General features: G+C 71.7%; 18 protein-coding genes. 13 read left to right on the top strand and 5 right to left on the bottom strand.

Features of this window, described 5'->3' with window-relative positions; translation table 11 throughout:
- Nucleotides 1-6: 6 nt before the first annotated feature.
- From bioB to FB471_RS09170, 4 genes are read left to right on the top strand one after another with little or no spacing between them, the layout of a single operon-like run.
- Nucleotides 7-1,044 (top strand): biotin synthase BioB, encoded by a 1,038-nt coding sequence (gene bioB / locus FB471_RS09185; protein WP_141996891.1) that lies wholly within the window; start codon nt 7-9, stop codon nt 1,042-1,044.
- A 2-nt stretch (nt 1,045-1,046) separates the two neighbouring features.
- Nucleotides 1,047-1,250, top strand: a complete 204-nt coding sequence (gene bsaP / locus FB471_RS09180; RefSeq protein ID WP_142001695.1) for a biotin synthase auxiliary protein BsaP — start codon at nt 1,047-1,049, stop codon at nt 1,248-1,250.
- Nucleotides 1,251-1,292: 42 nt separating this feature from the next.
- The gene (locus FB471_RS09175; protein WP_246076314.1) at nt 1,293-1,880 is read left to right on the top strand and encodes a DUF2567 domain-containing protein; all 588 of its coding nucleotides are present in this window, start codon (nt 1,293-1,295) and stop codon (nt 1,878-1,880) included.
- A gap of 13 nt (nt 1,881-1,893) precedes the next feature.
- The gene (locus FB471_RS09170; protein WP_246076313.1) at nt 1,894-2,934 is read left to right on the top strand and encodes a M48 family metallopeptidase; all 1,041 of its coding nucleotides are present in this window, start codon (nt 1,894-1,896) and stop codon (nt 2,932-2,934) included.
- 166 nt (nt 2,935-3,100) lie between these two features.
- On the opposite strand, the gene FB471_RS09165 is transcribed toward FB471_RS09170, so the two are convergent.
- Nucleotides 3,101-3,817, bottom strand: coding sequence for an LON peptidase substrate-binding domain-containing protein (locus FB471_RS09165; protein WP_141996890.1), 717 nt, complete (start codon nt 3,815-3,817; stop codon nt 3,101-3,103).
- A 9-nt stretch (nt 3,818-3,826) separates the two neighbouring features.
- Nucleotides 3,827-4,537: an NUDIX hydrolase gene (locus tag FB471_RS09160; protein ID WP_425457100.1), complete on the bottom strand. Its 711-nt coding sequence runs from the start codon at nt 4,535-4,537 to the stop codon at nt 3,827-3,829.
- Between the two features lie 89 nt (nt 4,538-4,626).
- On the opposite strand from FB471_RS09160, the gene nadA reads away from it, so the two are divergent.
- The 4 genes from nadA (at nt 4,627) to FB471_RS09140 (ending at nt 8,949) form a co-directional block, all read left to right on the top strand.
- On the top strand, nt 4,627-5,634 hold the full coding sequence (nadA, locus tag FB471_RS09155) for a quinolinate synthase NadA (RefSeq protein WP_142001692.1): 1,008 nt from the start codon (nt 4,627-4,629) through the stop codon (nt 5,632-5,634).
- Nucleotides 5,634-7,283: an L-aspartate oxidase gene (locus FB471_RS09150; RefSeq protein ID WP_141996888.1), complete on the top strand. Its 1,650-nt coding sequence runs from the start codon at nt 5,634-5,636 to the stop codon at nt 7,281-7,283. Before nadA ends, FB471_RS09150 begins: the two co-directional genes overlap by 1 nt.
- Nucleotides 7,280-8,134 (top strand): carboxylating nicotinate-nucleotide diphosphorylase, encoded by an 855-nt coding sequence (gene nadC / locus FB471_RS09145; RefSeq protein ID WP_141996887.1) that lies wholly within the window; start codon nt 7,280-7,282, stop codon nt 8,132-8,134. The genes FB471_RS09150 and nadC overlap by 4 nt, the downstream gene beginning before the upstream one ends.
- A gap of 104 nt (nt 8,135-8,238) precedes the next feature.
- On the top strand, nt 8,239-8,949 hold the full coding sequence (locus tag FB471_RS09140; protein ID WP_142001691.1) for a LuxR C-terminal-related transcriptional regulator: 711 nt from the start codon (nt 8,239-8,241) through the stop codon (nt 8,947-8,949).
- Here FB471_RS09140 and FB471_RS09135 read toward each other — a convergent pair.
- The gene (locus FB471_RS09135; RefSeq protein WP_142001690.1) at nt 8,946-9,743 is read right to left on the bottom strand and encodes a carbon-nitrogen hydrolase family protein; all 798 of its coding nucleotides are present in this window, start codon (nt 9,741-9,743) and stop codon (nt 8,946-8,948) included. The genes FB471_RS09140 and FB471_RS09135 overlap by 4 nt on opposite strands.
- Nucleotides 9,744-9,829: 86 nt before the next feature.
- Between FB471_RS09135 and hisD the strand changes: the two genes are divergently transcribed.
- The 4 genes from hisD to FB471_RS34035 are packed head-to-tail and all read left to right on the top strand — an operon-like array spanning nt 9,830 to nt 13,004.
- Nucleotides 9,830-11,155 carry a histidinol dehydrogenase gene (gene hisD / locus FB471_RS09130; protein ID WP_141996886.1) on the top strand — a complete coding sequence of 442 codons (1,326 nt, stop codon included), beginning with the start codon at nt 9,830-9,832 and terminating at the stop codon, nt 11,153-11,155.
- Nucleotides 11,152-12,249, top strand: a complete 1,098-nt coding sequence (locus FB471_RS09125; protein WP_141996885.1) for a histidinol-phosphate transaminase — start codon at nt 11,152-11,154, stop codon at nt 12,247-12,249. The genes hisD and FB471_RS09125 overlap by 4 nt, the downstream gene beginning before the upstream one ends.
- Nucleotides 12,246-12,845 (top strand): imidazoleglycerol-phosphate dehydratase HisB, encoded by a 600-nt coding sequence (hisB, locus tag FB471_RS09120; RefSeq protein ID WP_141996884.1) that lies wholly within the window; start codon nt 12,246-12,248, stop codon nt 12,843-12,845. Before FB471_RS09125 ends, hisB begins: the two co-directional genes overlap by 4 nt.
- A complete protein-coding gene (locus tag FB471_RS34035) occupies nt 12,846-13,004 on the top strand; it encodes a hypothetical protein (protein ID WP_170220759.1) in 159 nt (52 codons plus the stop codon).
- Here the strand turns inward: FB471_RS34035 and FB471_RS09115 are convergent.
- The gene (locus FB471_RS09115) at nt 13,001-15,202 is read right to left on the bottom strand and encodes an MMPL family transporter (RefSeq protein WP_141996883.1); all 2,202 of its coding nucleotides are present in this window, start codon (nt 15,200-15,202) and stop codon (nt 13,001-13,003) included. The genes FB471_RS34035 and FB471_RS09115 overlap by 4 nt on opposite strands.
- A 199-nt stretch (nt 15,203-15,401) precedes the next feature.
- Here FB471_RS09115 and FB471_RS09110 point away from each other — a divergent pair, with 199 nt between their 5' ends.
- Nucleotides 15,402-16,007 (top strand): TetR/AcrR family transcriptional regulator, encoded by a 606-nt coding sequence (locus tag FB471_RS09110; protein WP_141996882.1) that lies wholly within the window; start codon nt 15,402-15,404, stop codon nt 16,005-16,007.
- 17 nt (nt 16,008-16,024) lie between these two features.
- On the opposite strand, the gene FB471_RS09105 is transcribed toward FB471_RS09110, so the two are convergent.
- Complete coding sequence (locus FB471_RS09105; protein WP_141996881.1) at nt 16,025-16,456, bottom strand: TIGR03667 family PPOX class F420-dependent oxidoreductase; 432 nt, start codon at nt 16,454-16,456, stop codon at nt 16,025-16,027.
- Nucleotides 16,457-16,539 lie beyond the last annotated feature (83 nt).

Raw genomic sequence — 16,539 nt, 5'->3', positions numbered from 1 at the left:
GTTCCCGTGACCGCTGCACCGGAACAGGCAAGCCCGGACGCTCCCGAGTCCGACATCGTCGCGGTGGCCCGCGAGCAGGTGCTCGGCCGCGGGGAGGCCCTTTCCGCCGAGCAGCTCCTGCGTGTGCTGCGGATCGAGGAAGGGCGGCTGCCGGAGCTGCTGGAGCTGGCGCACGAGGTGCGGATGCGCTGGTGCGGGCCGGAGGTCGAGGTCGAGGGCATCATCAGCCTGAAGACCGGCGGTTGCCCTGAGGACTGCCACTTCTGCTCCCAGTCCGGCCTGTTCCCGACCCCGGTGCGGGCCGCGTGGCTGGACATCCCCGGCCTGGTCACGGCCGCACGGCAGACCAAGGCCACCGGCGCCACCGAGTTCTGCATCGTGGCGGCCGTGCGCGGACCGGACAAGCGGTTGATGTCCCAGGTGCGGGACGGCATCCGGGCCATCCGCGAGGACGGCAACGACATCCAGATCGCCTGCTCGCTCGGCATGCTCACCCAGGAGCAGGTGGACGAGCTGGTCGAGATGGGCGTGCACCGCTACAACCACAACCTGGAGACCGCCCGCTCGCATTTCCCCGAGGTGGTGACGACGCATACCTGGGAGGAGCGCTGGGAGACCCTGCGCATGGTCGCCGAGGCCGGGATGGAGGTGTGCTGCGGCGGGATCATCGGCATGGGCGAGACGCTGGAGCAGCGGGCGGAGTTCGCCGCGCAGCTGGCCGCGCTCTCCCCGCACGAGGTGCCGATGAACTTCCTCATCCCGAACCCCGGCACGCCCTACGAGGACTACCCGGTCGTGGAGGGCAAGGAGGCGCTGCGCACCATCGCCGCGTTCCGCCTGGCGCTGCCCAGGACGATCCTGCGGTTCGCCGGCGGCCGGGAGCTGACCCTGGGTGACCTGGGCGCCGAGCAGGGCATGCTCGGCGGCATCAACGCGATCATCGTCGGTAACTACCTCACCAACCTCGGCCGGCCCGCGCAGCGGGACCTGGATATGCTCGGTGACCTGCAGATGCCGATCAAGGCCCTGAACGAGACGTTGTGACCATGTTCTGTACCTGGTGCGGAGCACCCGAGGAGGGGGCGGACCACGCGTCCTGCCGGCAGCGGCTCGCCCTGGTGGACCCGCCCCGGTTCTGCCGCGAGTGCGCGCGCCGGATGATCGTCCAGGTGACCCCGGGTGGCTGGACGGCGCGGTGCAGCCGACACGGTGAGTCATCCTCTTCGGATGCCCTGGAGGCGACCAGCTAGTCTCCCCGGGATGGGGCGAGTCGCGCGCAGGAGGTCCGCACGGTGACAGGGTCGTCGGTCGACGAACGCCAGGAGCCCGGCGAGTCGGCGGAGCACTTCCACGTCTTCCGGCAGGAACCGCCCAAAGTCAAGGTCAAGGCCGACCTGCTGCCCGCGGTCATGGTGCTGTCCATGGTCGGGATGCTCGGGATTCCGCTGGGCTGGATCTGGTCCCGGCTGGCGCCGCCGGAGCGCAACCGGGTGGTGTCCGGCGACCGGATGATCCCGTTGCAGTTGGAGAGCTGGCACCGGTTCGACGACCTCGTGCTGTACGCGCTGCTCGGCCTCGCGGCGGGCGTCGTGACCGGGGTGGTGGTGTGGCTGCTGCGCGAGCGCCGTGGCCCGGTGGTGCTGGTCGCGGCGGTGGCCGGCTCGCTGCTGGCGGGCTGGCTCGGCACGCGGATGGGGGCCTCCTTCGCCCAGGGGATGTACACCGTGACCGAGCCGCCGCGGGTCGGGGACGTGATCGAGCAGGCCCCGGTGCTGGAGTCGGTCTGGGCGTTGCTCGCGCAGCCGATGGCGGTCGCGCTGGTCTACGGGCTGCTCGCCGCCTGGAACGGGCAAGACGACCTCGGCCGCCGGCTGGGTTAGTTAGAGTGGTCTGGTGCCGGAAGATGACAGCGAAAGTCAGGTAGAGCAGGCCACGACGAGAGTACGGTTCCCCGGGATCAGCCCGCGGGCCTACGAACATCCGGTCGACCGGGGCGCGCTGGCGACACTGCGCATGGTTCCCGGCTTCGCCGAGGTGCTGAAGGTGTTGTCCGGGTTCTTCAACGAACGCGGCGAGCGCCTGATGGCACTGGGCTCCGCCATCCGGGTGGGCCCGAGTCAGTACCCCGAGCTGGACCGGCTGCGGCACGAGTGCGCGGAGACCTTGGACGTCGATCCGGTGCCGAACCTGTTCGTGACCCGGGACCCGGACTGCGAGGCGATGACGCTCGGCATGGACGAGCCGTTCATCCTGGTGACGACCGGGTTGGTCGAGACCATGGACACCGAGGGGACGCGCTGGGCGATCGGCCAGCAGATGGGGCACGTGCTGTCCGGTCACGCGGTGTACGGCACCATGCTGCACCGGTTGCTCAGCCTGCAGCTCAGCATGTCCTGGACCCCGGTCAGCGCGCTCGGCCTGCGGGCGATCATCGCGGCGCTGCACGAGTGGTACCGCAAGGCCGTGCTGTCCTGTGACCGGGCCGGGTTGCTGTGCGGCCAGGATCCGGCGGCCGCGCTGCGCGCACAGATCCTGCTCGCGGGCGGGATCGACCCCGCGCAGGTGGACATCCCGTCCTTCCTGCAGCAGGCCAGCGAGTACGAGTCGGTGGAGGACATCAGGGACAGCCTGCTGAAGCTGCGCAACGTCGAGTTGACCTCGCACCCGCTGGCCGTGGTCCGGGCCGCGCAGCTACAGAAGTGGGCGGCCTCCGAGGAGTACCGGGCGATCCTGGCCGGCGACTACCCGCGGCGGGACACGGACCCGCCGGGGGCCACCTGGTCCGAGGACGTGAAGTCGGCGGCGAAGTCCTACCGGGACTCCTTCGTCGCCTCCACCGATCCACTGGCCAAGGTGTTCGCCGGGGTCGGCGAGGCGGTGTCCGACGCCGCGGGCAAGGTGTGGAGCAAGTTCGGTTCGCGGGACGGCGACTGAGCCCGACGCTCAGCCGCAGCTCGCGCGGCGTGTTTGCCGCCCACGTCGGCGTGTTTGCCGTCTGCGCGCGCGAGTTTGCTCCCCACGTACGTGAGTTTGCCGTTCCCGTGCCGCGCCCGTGCGTGAGCGGCCAGCTCGTGCGCGGGAGCGGCCAACACGCTGGAGGTCAGTTGAGGTTGGTGGGGGTGCTGAGCCCGGTGAGTTCGGCGGGTGGGGCGGGCACGGCGTGCAGCGCGGAGAGGAAACCAGCCTCCCGGTTCAGCAGGTGGCAGGCGAGTTGCAGTCTGCGCAACGGCTGGGCCTCCTCGAGAAGTCTCTGGCGGTCGGCCAGCGGCAGCAGGCAGTCGGTCGCGAGCCGGTAGGCCAGGTCCGCGAGCTCGACATCCTCCGGCGGCGCGGTCCAGTCCGCGCGGTCCCAGGCCGCTTCGCAGTATCGCCGGTGCGCGGCGCGGGCCGCCGCGCTGAGCTGCGTGATCGCCGCGTCCGCGCCCCGCGGCACCGGATCGTCGTCCAGCCACTCGATCGAGCCGACCAGGTAGGGCGCCGCGTCGGCCCGGATGTCCAGCAGCCGGAACCGGCGCCGCCCAGTGGTCACGATGTCGAACCGGCCGTCATCGAGCCGCTTGGCCTCCCGCAGCTCCGCCGCGCAGCCGACCTCGAACACGTGCTCGGTGGTCTCCACCTCGTGCACCGTCGGTAACCGGATCGCGATGATCCCGAACTGCCTGCCCGGCACGGTGCCGGTCATCAGGTCCACGGTGAGCTGGCGGTACCGCGGCTCGAAGATGTGCAGCGGCAGGTGCGCGCTGGGCAGCAGCACCGCCTGCAGCGGGAACAACGGCAGCGTCTGCCGCCTGTCCCCTTCCGGTGCTGTATCGGCCACTCCTCAACGTTACGACGAGGTGGGGCCGCGTGCTGACCGGCGACCACGCCCGGCCTGCTTCTCCGGTGGCCGGAACACCGCGAAGGGGTCGGTCACCTGCATCCCCTCGCCGGTGAAGCTGAACAGCGCCGCGGGCCTGCCGCCCGCCCTGCCGGAGGGTGCGGTGCCACCGGTCGGGGAGAGCAGCCCGCGCCGGGACAGCACACGTTGCAGGTTGGTGGCCGAGACCCGGTAGCCGAGCGCGGCCGAGTACAGCTCGCGCAGCGCCGAGATGGTGAACTCGGTGGGCGCCAGCGCGAAGCCCAGGTTGGTGTAGCTCAGCTTCGCCCGCAGCCGGTCCCGGGCGCGCAGCACGATCGCCTCGTGGTCGAAGGCCGTGCGCGGCAGCGTGTCCACCGCGTGCCACGCCGTGTCCTCCGGCACCTCCGGGTCCACCCCGGTGGGCACCAGCCCCAGGAAGGCGGTGGCCACCACCCGCGGTCCCGGTACCCGCTGCGGTGCGCTGAACACGGCGAGCTGTTCCACGTGCGTGAGCTGCTTGACGTCCACCTTCTCGGCGAGCTGCCGGCGGATCGAGGTCTCCACGTCCTCGTCCGGGCGCAGCCTGCCACCCGGCAGTGACCAGCGGCCGATGTGCGGGTCGAGGGCGCGCCGCCACAGCAGGACCCGCAGTGTGGCGGAACGCACCTGAAGCACCGCGGCCAGAACCTCGTGTGCCAGGGGGGCACTGCTGTTAATATGGCTACGCACGGTTTTCGATTGTAAGACGAAAACCGGACGCAGTCTAGGAGGTCCCGATGGCCGACACGATGACTCTGGAGTCCGACGAGCTCACCCCGATGGGCGGGGTCGAGCCGGACGCGGCGTGGGCGGACGAGGTGCGCAGGCTCGCCGAGGAACGCAACGCGGTGCTGCTGGCGCACAACTATCAGCTGCCGGAGATCCAGGAGATCGCCGACCACACCGGAGACTCGCTCGCGCTCAGCCGGCTCGCCGCGGCCAGCGATGCCTCCACGATCGTGTTCTGCGGGGTGCACTTCATGGCGGAGACCGCCAAGATTCTCTCCCCGGACAAGACCGTGCTCATCCCGGACGCGCGGGCCGGATGCTCGCTTGCCGACTCGATCACCGGCACCCAGCTGCGCGAGTGGAAGGCCGCGCACCCCGGCGCGGTCGTGGTCTCCTATGTGAACACCACGGCCGAGGTGAAGGCCGAAACCGACATCTGCTGCACCTCGTCCAACGCGGTCGACGTGGTGGCGTCCGTCCCGGCCGACCGGGAGGTGCTGTTCTGCCCGGACCAGTTCCTCGGCGCGCACGTCAAGCGGAAGACCGGCAGGGAGAACCTGCACATCTGGGCCGGTGAGTGCCATGTGCACGCCGGGATCAACGGCCCGGAGCTCGCCGAGCGCGCGGCGTCCGATCCGGACGCCGACCTGTTCATCCACCCGGAGTGCGGCTGCGCCACCTCGGCGCTCTACCTCGCGGGAGAGGGCGCGGTCCCCGCGGAGAAGGTCAAGATCCTGTCCACCGGCGACATGGTGCGTGCCGCCCGGGACACCAGGGCCAGCTCGGTGCTGGTGGCCACCGAGGTCGGCATGCTGCACCAGCTACGCAAGGCCGCACCCGAGATCGACTTCCGGGCGGTGAACGAGCGGGCGTCCTGCCGCTACATGAAGATGATCACGCCGGCCGCGCTGCTGCGCTCGCTGCGGGTGGGCGCCGACGAGGTGCATGTGGACGAGGTCACGGCGGAACGCGCACGGGCCTCGGTGCGCCGGATGATCGAGATCGGCACTCCCGGCGGCGGCGAATGATGCCGGTTAACATCTCTGAGTCGAAAACTCCCCGCTGGGAGGCGCGGGCGGACCTGATCGTGCTCGGCAGCGGGGTCGCCGGGTTGACCGCCGCGCTGCGCGCCCGCGAGCTCGGCCTGCGCGTGCTGGTGGTGACCAAGGCCGAGGTGGGGGACGGGAACACCCGGTGGGCACAGGGCGGCGTCGCCGTCGTGCTGGACGGCGAGCGGGAGGAGGGCGACTCGGTCGCCAGGCATGCCGCCGACACGCTGACCGCGGGCGGCGGCCTGAGCGAACCCGCCGCGGTACGGGCCATCCTGGACCGGGGGCCTGCCGCGGTGTCCCGGCTGCGTGCCCGCGGCGCGCGGTTCGACCCCTCGGCCGAAGGACCGGGCCTGGCCAGGACAAGGGAAGGCGGGCACAGCGCCTTCCGGGTGATCCACGCAGGCGGGGACGCCACCGGCGCCGAGGTGGAGCGCGCACTGGTCACCACGGCCGCGGGCAGGCGGGTTCCGGTGCTGGAGCGGCATATCGCGGTGGACGCGTTGCGCACGCCGCTCGGCGAGGTCGCCGGGGTCACCGTGCTGGACCCGGCCGGGGTGCCGGGCGTGCTGCGCGCGCCGGCGCTGCTGGTCGCCACCGGCGGCCTCGGCCAGCTCTACCAGGCGACCTCCAACCCCGAGGTGGCCACCGGCGACGGCCTGGCGCTGGCGCTGCGCGCCGGGGCACTGGCCGCCGACGTCGAGTTCGTGCAGTTTCACCCGACCGTGCTGTACACCCCCGGCGCGCGCGGCCGTTGCCCCCTGGTCACCGAGGCGGTGCGCGGCGAGGGCGCCGTGCTGGTGGACGGCGCGGGCCGGCCGGTCATGCACGGGGTGCACCCACTCGGCGACCTGGCGCCGCGGGACGTGGTGTCCGCGGCCGTCACCCGCCGGATGGCGCGGGCGCCGGGTGGCATCGACGATCACGTTTTCCTCGACGCCACCGGGATTCCCGGGTTCGCCCGCCGGTTCCCCACGGTGCACGCGGCCTGCCGCGCCGCCGGGGTGGACCCGGCGACCGAGGCCATCCCGGTGACCCCGGCCGCGCACTTCGCCTGCGGCGGCGTGGTCACCGGCACCGACGGCCGCACCGAGGTGCGTGGCCTCTACGCGGCAGGCGAGGTGGCGAGGACCGGCTTGCACGGTGCCAACCGGTTGGCCTCCAACAGCCTGCTCGAGGGCCTGGTGCTGGGCGAGCGAGCCGCGGCGGCCGTCGCCGCGGACCTGGCGGCAGGGTTGCTGCCGGACCCGCGGCACGGCAGGCCCCCGGCGAGCGAGGTGGCGCCGGTGGCACAGCGGGACCGGCTGCAGCGGGTGATGAGCCGGTATGCCGCCATCGGAAGGGACGCGGACGGGCTGGCCGTGGTCGGGTCGGTGCTCGACCTCTCCGCCCGCGAGAGTCCGATGTGGACGCCCGAGGCGGTGGAGGACGCCGCGCTCACGCTGATCGCCGGTGCGCTGGTGGCCGCGGCCGCCCGGCGCACCGAATCCCGCGGTTGCCACGTGCGCACCGACTTCGCCGAGCGGGACGACGCGTACTGGCGGCGCAGCCAGCTGATCCGGCTGAGTCCGTCCGGGCAGCCGGTGCTCGCCGACCCGGTCCCGGCGAACAAGGCGGTCTGCGCATGAACCTCCAGGAGCCGGATCCGGACGAGGTGCGCCGGGTGGTGGACACCGCGCTGGCCGAGGACCTGCGCTACGGCCCGGACGTGACCACCGAGGCCACGGTGCCTGCCGAGGCGGTCGGCACAGCCGCGCTGACCCCGCGTGAGCCGGGGGTGCTCGCCGGCCTCCCGGTGGCGCTGGCGGTGTTCGATGCCGTGCTCGGGCCGCACTACGAGGTGCTGGACCGGCGCGCGGACGGGGACAAGCTGGTGGCCGGCGAACCGGCGCTGGTGCTGCGCGGTGCGGTCCGCGGCCTGCTCACGGCCGAACGTACCGCGCTGAACCTGCTCTGCCATCTCTCCGGCGTCGCCACCGCCACCGCGGCCTGGGTCTCCGCCGTGGCCGGCACCGCGTGCGCCGTCCGGGACTCCCGCAAGACCCTTCCCGGCCTGCGCCCGCTGCAGAAGTACGCGGTGCGCTGCGGGGGCGGGGTGAACCACCGGTTCGGGCTCGGCGACGCGGTGCTGATCAAGGACAACCACGTGGTCGCCGCCGGTTCGGTCACCGCGGCGCTGCGCCGGGCCCGCACCCGCGCGCCGGGTCTGGCCTGCGAGGTCGAGGTAGATGACCTCGACCAGCTGTTCGAGGCGCTGGGCGCGGGCGCGGACGAGGTGCTGCTGGACAACTTCACCCAGGAGGACTGTGCCCGCGCCGTGCGCTACCGGGACCGGACGGCGCCCGGCGCCCGGCTCGAGGCGTCCGGCGGGCTCCGCATGGAGGACGCGGCCGGTTACGCCAGGACCGGGGTGGACTATCTCGCCGTCGGTGCCCTCACGCACTCGGCACCCGCGCTGGACCTCGGCATGGATCTATAACCCTCGTCGCGCGAGACCGCATAAGACTCTGAGTACAGTACACCGCCGATTGGCGTATGTAGTGTCCCCGAACGGCCCAGAACGCAACATAACGCACCATGGGAATGGAAAAAGGGCCGCCGGGCGGGGACGATAGCGGAGTGACGGAGACGACAACCGCTGTTCCGGCCCGCATCCGGGTCGGCGTGATCGAAGATCATCCCTTGTACCGTCAGGCCGTGGCGCGCGTGCTCGAGGAGGCGGCCGACATCGAGCTGGGTGTCGTTGCCGAGTCGGTCGGCGAGTTCGCGATGCGCAGACAGCCGCCCGGTGGCGTGGTGGTCCTGGACCTCAAGCTGCGCGGGGTGGCCGACAGCGCCGCGGTGATGGAGGTGGCCGGCATGGGGCACCGGGTGCTCGTGGTCTCCGCGCACGCGGGCAAGGAGGAGGTGCTGGCCGCCGTCACCGCGGGCGCCCGCGGGTACCTTTCGAAGGACTCCGACGGCGAGGAGATCCTCGGCGCTGTCCGGCAGATCGCCTCCGGGAACTCCTACGTCTCGCCCATGCTGGCCTCGTTCGTGCTCAGCTCGGCCCGGGAGCGCGGGAGTGGCCAGCAGCTCGTGCTGTCCGAACGGGAGAGGCAGGTGCTCTCCCTGCTCGCGGCGGGGGAGCGGGACCAGGACATCGCGGAGGCCATGGCGATCAGCGTGCGTACCGTCCGGTCCTACCTGGACCGGATCAGGGACAAGACCGGGCGCAGGCGCAGGCCGGAGCTGACCAGGCTGGCGATCGAGGAGGGCATCGCCTCGCAGGCGTACCAGCCGCCGGTGTACTAGCGGGGCAGCCGCCGGTTGGCCAGCACCGCCGTCGCGGTACGTGACTTGGCGGCCAGCTCCGGGTCCACCTCGGTGACCAGCAGCCCGGAGCCGGCGCCGAGTTGCGTGTGGATGCCGCCGAACGGGTCGGCCACCGTGGAGTAGCCGATGCCGGTGGGTGCCTTCGGACTCACCGGCACCCCGGTGGCCGCCGGGTCGGCCTGCCCACAGCCGAGTACCCAGGTACCGGAGTCCAGCGCGCGGGCCCGGACCAGCAGCTCCCACTGCTCCCGCTTGCCCGTCCCCGCGCCCCAGGAGGCGGGCAGCACCACCGCCGCGGCGCCGTCCCCTGCCAGCGCCTGGAACAGTTCGGGGAAACGTACGTCGTAGCAGGTGGCGAACCCGAGCGTGACCCCGTCCAGCTCGAGGGTGAGCGGGTCGGAGCCGCCCGCCACGGTGTCCGACTCGCGGAAGCCGAACGCGTCGTACAGGTGGATCTTGTCGTAGCCGCGGTGCTCCCCGTTCCCGGTGATCAGCAGGGTGTTGCGCACCCGGTCCCCGTCCGGGGTGAACATCCCGGCGACCACCAGCACATCGTGCTCCCGCGCGACCTCGGCCACCGCGCTCGCCCACGGGCCGTCCAGCGGTTGCGCCAGCGGGGCCAGCGGCACCCCGAACCTGGCCATCATCGCCTCCGGGAACACCACCACCCTGGCGCCCTCGCCGGTGGCCTTGGCCACTTCGGCCCTGATCAGGTCCAGGTTCTCCGCGGGGTCGTCGCTCGACGTGAGCTGGCACAGCCCGATACGCAGCACGGTCACCTCCGGGGTCTCGACGTCCGGCTCCCCCGAGTATGCCGGTATGCGCCGGTGCCCACCGGCCACCTCGTACCCTTGGGGTCATGCTGAATCGCACCGACCTGCGGGGTCGCGTCCCCTCGCCCGCCGAACTGCGCGCCACGCTGCCGCGCGCCGAGGTCGATGTGGACGCCGCGCTGCATCAGGTGCGGCCGGTGGTGGAGGCCGTACGCGACCGCGGGGTGCCCGCCGTGCTGGAGTTCACCGAGCGGTTCGACCGCGTGCGGCCCGGCGGCGTGCGGGTGCCGGCCGCCGAGCTGGAGCGGGCGCTGGCCGAGCTGGACCCGACCGTGCGCGCGGCGCTCGAGGAGTCGATCGAGCGGGCCAGGCTGGTGCATGCCGACCAGCGCCGCGCCGAGGTCACCACCGAGGTGACCGCGGGTGGCACGGTCACCGAGCGCTGGGTGCCGGTGGCCAGGGTGGGGCTGTACGCCCCCGGCGGCCTCGCCGTGTACCCCTCCAGCGTGGTGATGAACGTGGTGCCCGCGCAGGTGGCGGGCGTCGGCTCGCTGGTGGTGTGCTCCCCGCCGCAGGCCGAGTTCGGTGGCCTGCCGCACCCGACGATCCTGGCCGCGGCCGCGCTGCTCGGCGTGGACGAGGTGTGGGCGGTCGGCGGGGCGCAGGCCGTCGCGCTGCTGGCCTTCGGCGGCACCGACACCGACGGCACCTCGCTGGAGCCGGTCGACCAGGTGACCGGGCCGGGCAACATCTACCTGACCGCGGCGAAGCGGATGCTGCGCGGGCTGATCGGGATCGACTCCGAGGCCGGGCCCACCGAGATCGCGATCCTCGCCGACGACACCGCCGCGCCGGTGCACGTCGCGGCCGACCTGATCAGCCAGGCCGAGCACGACACGCTGGCCGCCAGCGTGCTGGTCACCACATCCGAGGCGCTTGCCGACGCGGTGGACGCCGAGCTGAGCCGCAGGGTCGCGGCCACCAAGCACACCGAGCGGGTGACCGAAGCACTGCGCGGCAAGCAGTCCGGCACCGTGCTGGTGTCCACTGTGGACGACGGACTCCGGGTGGTGGACGCGTACGCCGCCGAACACCTCGAGATCCAGACCGCCGACGCCAGGGCCGTGGCGGCGCGGGTGCGTAACGCCGGCGCCGTGTTCGTCGGCCCGTACGCCCCGGTATCGCTCGGTGACTACTGCGCCGGATCCAACCACGTGCTGCCAACCGGTGGCTTCGCGCGGCACTCCTCGGGGTTGTCCGTGCAGAGCTTCCTGCGCGGTGTCCACGTGGTGGACTACAGCGCCGAGGCGCTGCGTGCGGTGGCGGACAAGGTGGTCTCGCTCGCCGAGGCCGAGGACCTGCCCGCGCACGGCGAGGCCGTGACCGCCCGGTTCCCGGAGGCGACCCGATGAGCTCCGATGACGTGCGGCTGGCGGATCTGCCGCTGCGGGAGGACCTGCGGGGCCGCACCCCGTACGGCGCGCCGCAGCTGGAGGTCCCGGTCCGGCTGAACACCAACGAGAATCCGTTCCCGCCGCCCGGCGAGCTGGTCGAGGACGTGACCGCGGCCGTGCGGGAGGCCGCCGCGGACCTGCACCGTTATCCGGACCGGGACGCCGTCGAGCTGCGCCGGGACCTCGCGGGCTACCTCTCCGGCGCCACCGGCGTCCCGCTGAGCGAACGGAACCTCTGGGCCGCCAACGGTTCCAACGAGATCCTGCAGCAGTTGCTACAGGCCTTCGGTGGCACCGGACGCACCGCGCTCGGCTTCGAGCCCTCCTACTCGATGCACCCGATCATCGCCGCCGGGACGCGCACGGAGTGGCTGCCGGCCCCGCGCCGGCCGGACTTCACCCTGGACGCGGCAAGGGCCGCGGAGATCGTGACCGAGCGCGGGCCGGACGTGGTGTTCGTGACCAGCCCGAACAACCCGACCGGCGGTTCCATTCCACTGTCCGAACTGGAGCCGGTGCTGCGCGCCGCGCCGGGAATCGTGGTGGTGGACGAGGCCTACGCGGAGTTCTCCGCGCAACCGAGCGCCGTGCGGCTGCTCGAGGACTACCCGGCGAAGCTGGTCGTGTCCCGGACGATGAGCAAGGCCTTCGCCTTCGCCGGCGGGCGGGTCGGTTACCTGGCCGCGGCACCCGCGATCGTGGACGCGTTGCAGCTCGTGCGGCTGCCGTACCACCTCTCGGTGATGACCCAGGCCGCGGCACGTGCCGCGCTGCGGCACGCCGGCGCGACCCTCGCCTCGGTCGCCCGGCTCGCCGCGGAGCGCGACCGGGTGGTCGAGGCGTTGCGGGGACTCGGTTTCGCCCCGGTTCCCAGCGACGCCAATTTCGTCCTGTTCGGACTTTTCGCGGACGCGCCCGTGTCCTGGAGGTCTTATGTGGACAACGGAGTGCTGATCAGGGACGTCGGTATCGAGGGACACCTTCGGGTCACCATCGGCACACCGGAGGAGAACGACGCGTTCCTGGCGGCGAGCAAGGAGGTTCCGCGATGAGCCGGATCGGCAGGGTGGAGCGGACCACCAAGGAGTCCTCGATCCGGATCGAGGTGGACCTGGACGGGACCGGGAAGGTCGAGGTGACCACCGGGGTACCGTTCTACGACCACATGCTGCATTCCTTCGGGGTGCACGGCTCGCTGGACCTGCGGGTCGAGGCGAGCGGGGATGTGCACATCGACGCGCATCACACGGTGGAAGACACCGCGATCGTGCTCGGCCAGGCGATCCGCGAGGCGCTCGGCGACAAGAAGGGCATCCGGCGATTCGGCGACGCCTGGATCCCGATGGACGAGACCCTGGCGCACGCCGCGATCGACGTGTCCGGTCGGCCGTACTGCGTGCACCTCGGCGAGCCGGAACAGTTCAACACCTTCACCATCGGTGGGAACTACCCGTTCGTGCTGACCAGGCACGTGTTCGACAGCATGAGTTTCCACGCCCAGGTCGCGCTGCACGTGCGGGTCCTGCACGGCCGCGATCCGCACCACATCGCCGAGGCACAGTACAAAGCGGTGGCCAGGGCCCTGCGCGCCGCGACCGAACCGGACCCGCGCGCGGGCGGCGTCCCGTCCACGAAGGGTGTGCTCTGAGTGTCCAACGAGTGGATCGCGGTGCTGCTGCTCGCGCTCGCCGGTTTCCTGGTCGGCGGGGTGTACAGCATGTGGAAGACCGCGAAGGCGTTCGCGATCCTGCTCGGGGTCGCGGCCGTCCTCGCGGTCGGTGGCGCCGTCGTCTGGCTGTCCGGCTAGCGCGCGGGCTGGAGTTCCCTGCGTTCGGTGTCCGGGTCCCCGTCCAGCGCCTTGGTGAGCTTCTCGCCCTCGACGTCCACGTTCGGCAGTAGCCGGTCCAGCCAGCCGGGGATCCACCAGGCGCCCCGGCCGAGCAGGGACATCACCGCGGGCACGACCGTCATCCGGATCACGAAGGCGTCCACCGCGACCCCGAAGGCCAGCGCGAAGCCGATCGACTGGATCAGTGCCTGGTCGGCGAGCACGAAGCCGGCGAACACGCTGATCATGATCAGTGCGGCGGCGACGACCACCCGCGACCCGTGCCGGAACCCGGTGATCATCGCCTGGTTCGGTTCGGCGCCGTGCACGTGTTCCTCACGCATCCTGGTGACCAGGAACACCTGGTAGTCCATGGCGAGGCCGAACAGCACACCGATCAGCAGGATCGGCAGCATACTCATGATCGGCCCGGTGGAGTCCACCCCGAGCAGGTCGTTCAGCCAGCCCCACTGGAACACCGCGACCACGGCGCCGAAGGTGGCCGCGACCGAGCCGAGGAAGCCGATGGTGGCCTTCAGCGGCACGATGATCGACCGGAACACCAGCATCAGCAGCAGGAACGCCAGCCCGACGATCAGCGCGAGGTAGGGCAGTAGCGCGTCGGCCAGCTTCTCCGATACGTCGATGTTCATCGCGGTCTGCCCGGTGACCGAAAGGTCCGCGCCGGTGGCCGACCGCAGCGGACCGGCCTGGTCGCGGATGGCGGCCACCAGATCCTCGGTCGCCTGGCTGCTCGGCCCGCTCTGCGGGATCACCGACAGCAACGCCGTGTTGCCCTGCGGGTTGACCGTCGGCGGGGCTACGGTGGCGACGTCGTCCAGCCCGTTGATGCGCTGCGCGGCCTGCAGGGCCGCCTGCTGCGCGCCCGCGTCCTCGCCGGTGTCGACGACCACGGTCAGCGGCCCGTTGGCACCCTCCCCGAAGGACTGGCTGACCAACTCGTAGGCCTTGTGCCGGGTGGACTCCGGCGCGGCATTGCTGTCGTTGGGCAGGCCGAGTTGCATGTCGGTGGCCGGGATCGCGACCACGACCAGGCCGGCCAGCGCCGCGAGCAGCACCGGCACCCTGCGCCGCGCGACCAGCGTGGCCCAGCGCCTGCCCAGGGTCGGTTTGTCGGAGTGCTCCCGGTTGCGCAGGCCGGGGATGCGACCGCCGAGTACCCGCTTGCCCGCGAAGCCGAGCACCGCGGGCAGCAGGGTGAGCGCGATCAGCACGGCGATGGCCACGGTGACCGCGGCCGCGATCCCCATCTCGCCGAGGAACGGGATGCCCACCACCACGAGGCCGGCCAGCGCGATGATCACGGTCAGCCCGGCGAAGACCACGGCGGAACCCGCGGTGCCGGCCGCCCGGCCCGCGGCCTGCTCGGGATCTCTACCGAGGCTCAGCTCGTGCCGGTACCGGGACACGATGAACAGCGCGTAGTCGATGCCGACCGCGAGGCCGATCATCAGGGCGAGGATGGGGGTGTTCGAGTTCAGCTCGGTGAAGCCCGAGGTGATCATGACGCCCGCCATTCCGATGCCGACCCCGACCAGCGCGGTCAGCAGCGGCAGGCCGGCCGCGATCAGCGAGCCGAAGGTGATCAGCAACACCACGGCGGCCACCGCGACCCCGAGTACCTCGGTGGCCTGGGTCTCCGGCATCCCCTGGACGGCGTCCCCACCGAACTCGACCTGCAGTCCGGCTGCCCGTCCGGGATCGGCCGCGGCCATGAGCGCGTCGCGGTCGGCCTCGGACAGCTCGAAGCCCATCACCTCGTAGCTCACCTGGGCGAGCGCGACGCTGCCGTCCGGCGAGACCGCCTTGGCCTGGAACGGGTCCGCCACGTTCGCCACCTCGGGCGCGCCGCGCAACTGGTTCACCACCTGCTCGGCGGCCGCGCGGTTGGCCGGATCGGCGAAGGTTTCCCCTTCCGGCGCCGCCATGACCACCCGAGCGGTCCCGCCGCCGGCGGCGGCCTGCGGGAAACGCTCGGAAAGATGGTCGATCGCCTGCTGCGACTCGGTACCCGGGATGGAGATCGAGTTGCTCAGCTGGCCGGACAGCGTGACCGCGCCCATGCCGAAAACAGCCAGGATCGCTATCCAGATCCCCGCGACGAGCTTGCGTCGCCGGAAGGAGAGCCGGCCGAGCCGGTAGAGGAAAGTGGCCACGGGCAAGGACTCCGTTCGTATGCCGTCCTGCTGTCGGGTCCCCACCAAACTAGCCGAACGGCAAGTGCCCGCCAAGCCGATCGGCTAGTATGTGACTAGCCGCACGGCTAGGGCGCAGCTAGCCGATCGGCTAGCTGTGTGACTTGTCCTCGACGGCGCCCGGGCGTACTGTCGTCCTGCTGCTGACGAGGAGGTTGGGATGACAGCCGGTACCGCTGGAACGGTCGAAGCCGGCGCCGGTGGCACCGAGGACACCCGCACCCGGTTGCTGGCCACGGCCTTACGGCTGTTCACCGAGCACGGGGTGGAAGGCACCTCGCTGCAGATGATCGCCGATGCGCTCGGGGTGACCAAGGCGGCCGTCTACTACCACTTCAAGGCCAAGAGCGAGATCGCCGAGGCCGTGGCCGAACCGGCGTTGCGCGAACTGGACGTGGTCATCGACGAGGCGGCCGCCAAGCGGCGCCACGGGGCGCAGGTCGATCACCTGCTGGCCGGGTTCGTCGATGTCGTGGTGCGGCATCGGCGGCTACTGGCGCTGTTCAGCAGCGACCCCGGTATCGCCCGCGCGGTCGAGGCCTCGCTGCACGGCGAGCAGGACCTGGAGAGCAGGCTGATGGGGATCCTGCTCGGGCCCGATCCGGACGCCGGGGACGTGGTCACGGCGCATGTCGCGCTGGCGGGGATCGGGCTGGCCGGCGGTGCGCCGGCGATGACCGAGCTGGACGACGACACGCTGCGCCGCCACCTGCTCGAGGTCGGCAGGCGACTCCTGCGCAGGCCCCGGCCGCCCCGCCTGGCCTGAGCGCCCGTGCGGCGGGCTCAGAACCCGCGGACCTTCTCGATCCGGATCCGCACCGCGGCCGAGTAGGTCTCGCTGAACCGCTCCGGGCTGCCGGTCACCCGCACCATGCCGTCCCGGTACTTCTCCAGGAAGGCCGGTGTCTCCAGCGCGGACGGCTGGTCCTCGGCGAACCGGGCGGTTCCCTTGAGGATGACGATGTCCTCGCCGTCTCCGTCGCTGTCGAAATGCAGGGACACCCGCGGGCGGTCGCGGATGTGCGTCATCCGGTACGCGCTCGGCAGGTTGTAGGTGAGCACGGTGTCCCCGTCCTCCCACAGGAACCACACCGGATTCGGTTGCGGCGTCCCGTCCGCGCCGACCGTAACCAGCCAGATCACCGGCTCTGTCCGCAGTCGCTGCCGGACCCGGTCGCCGAACGGTGTGTCCGGTGCGGGAAGTACGTCCGTCATGTCCGTGAGTCTAACGTGATGCCGCCAGCCCGGTCGGTTCTCCACCCCCGGTTTCCAGCGGACCACCGACCTGGCCATCGCCG

This window comes from Amycolatopsis cihanbeyliensis (assembly GCF_006715045.1).
GTDB classification, from domain to species: domain Bacteria; phylum Actinomycetota; class Actinomycetes; order Mycobacteriales; family Pseudonocardiaceae; genus Amycolatopsis; species Amycolatopsis cihanbeyliensis.
Note: the sequence above shows the minus strand (reverse complement) of the source record. Positions and strands in the feature narration are given on the sequence as shown.

Bases quoted from the DNA above. Each gene is read 5' to 3' on its own strand.
- FB471_RS09110 (WP_141996882.1), top strand. From the start codon at position 15,402: ATGACAGCCGGTACCGCTGGAACGGTCGAAGCCGGCGCCGGTGGCACC.
- hisD (WP_141996886.1), top strand. From the start codon at position 9,830: ATGCTGAATCGCACCGACCTGCGGGGTCGCGTCCCCTCGCCCGCCGAA.
- FB471_RS09125 (WP_141996885.1), top strand. From the start codon at position 11,152: ATGAGCTCCGATGACGTGCGGCTGGCGGATCTGCCGCTGCGGGAGGAC.
- FB471_RS09140 (WP_142001691.1), top strand. From the start codon at position 8,239: ATGGAAAAAGGGCCGCCGGGCGGGGACGATAGCGGAGTGACGGAGACG.
- FB471_RS09105 (WP_141996881.1), bottom strand. From the start codon at position 16,456: ATGACGGACGTACTTCCCGCACCGGACACACCGTTCGGCGACCGGGTC.
- FB471_RS09150 (WP_141996888.1), top strand. From the start codon at position 5,634: ATGCCGGTTAACATCTCTGAGTCGAAAACTCCCCGCTGGGAGGCGCGG.
- nadA (WP_142001692.1), top strand. From the start codon at position 4,627: ATGACTCTGGAGTCCGACGAGCTCACCCCGATGGGCGGGGTCGAGCCG.
- hisB (WP_141996884.1), top strand. From the start codon at position 12,246: ATGAGCCGGATCGGCAGGGTGGAGCGGACCACCAAGGAGTCCTCGATC.
- nadC (WP_141996887.1), top strand. From the start codon at position 7,280: ATGAACCTCCAGGAGCCGGATCCGGACGAGGTGCGCCGGGTGGTGGAC.
- bsaP (WP_142001695.1), top strand. From the start codon at position 1,047: ATGTTCTGTACCTGGTGCGGAGCACCCGAGGAGGGGGCGGACCACGCG.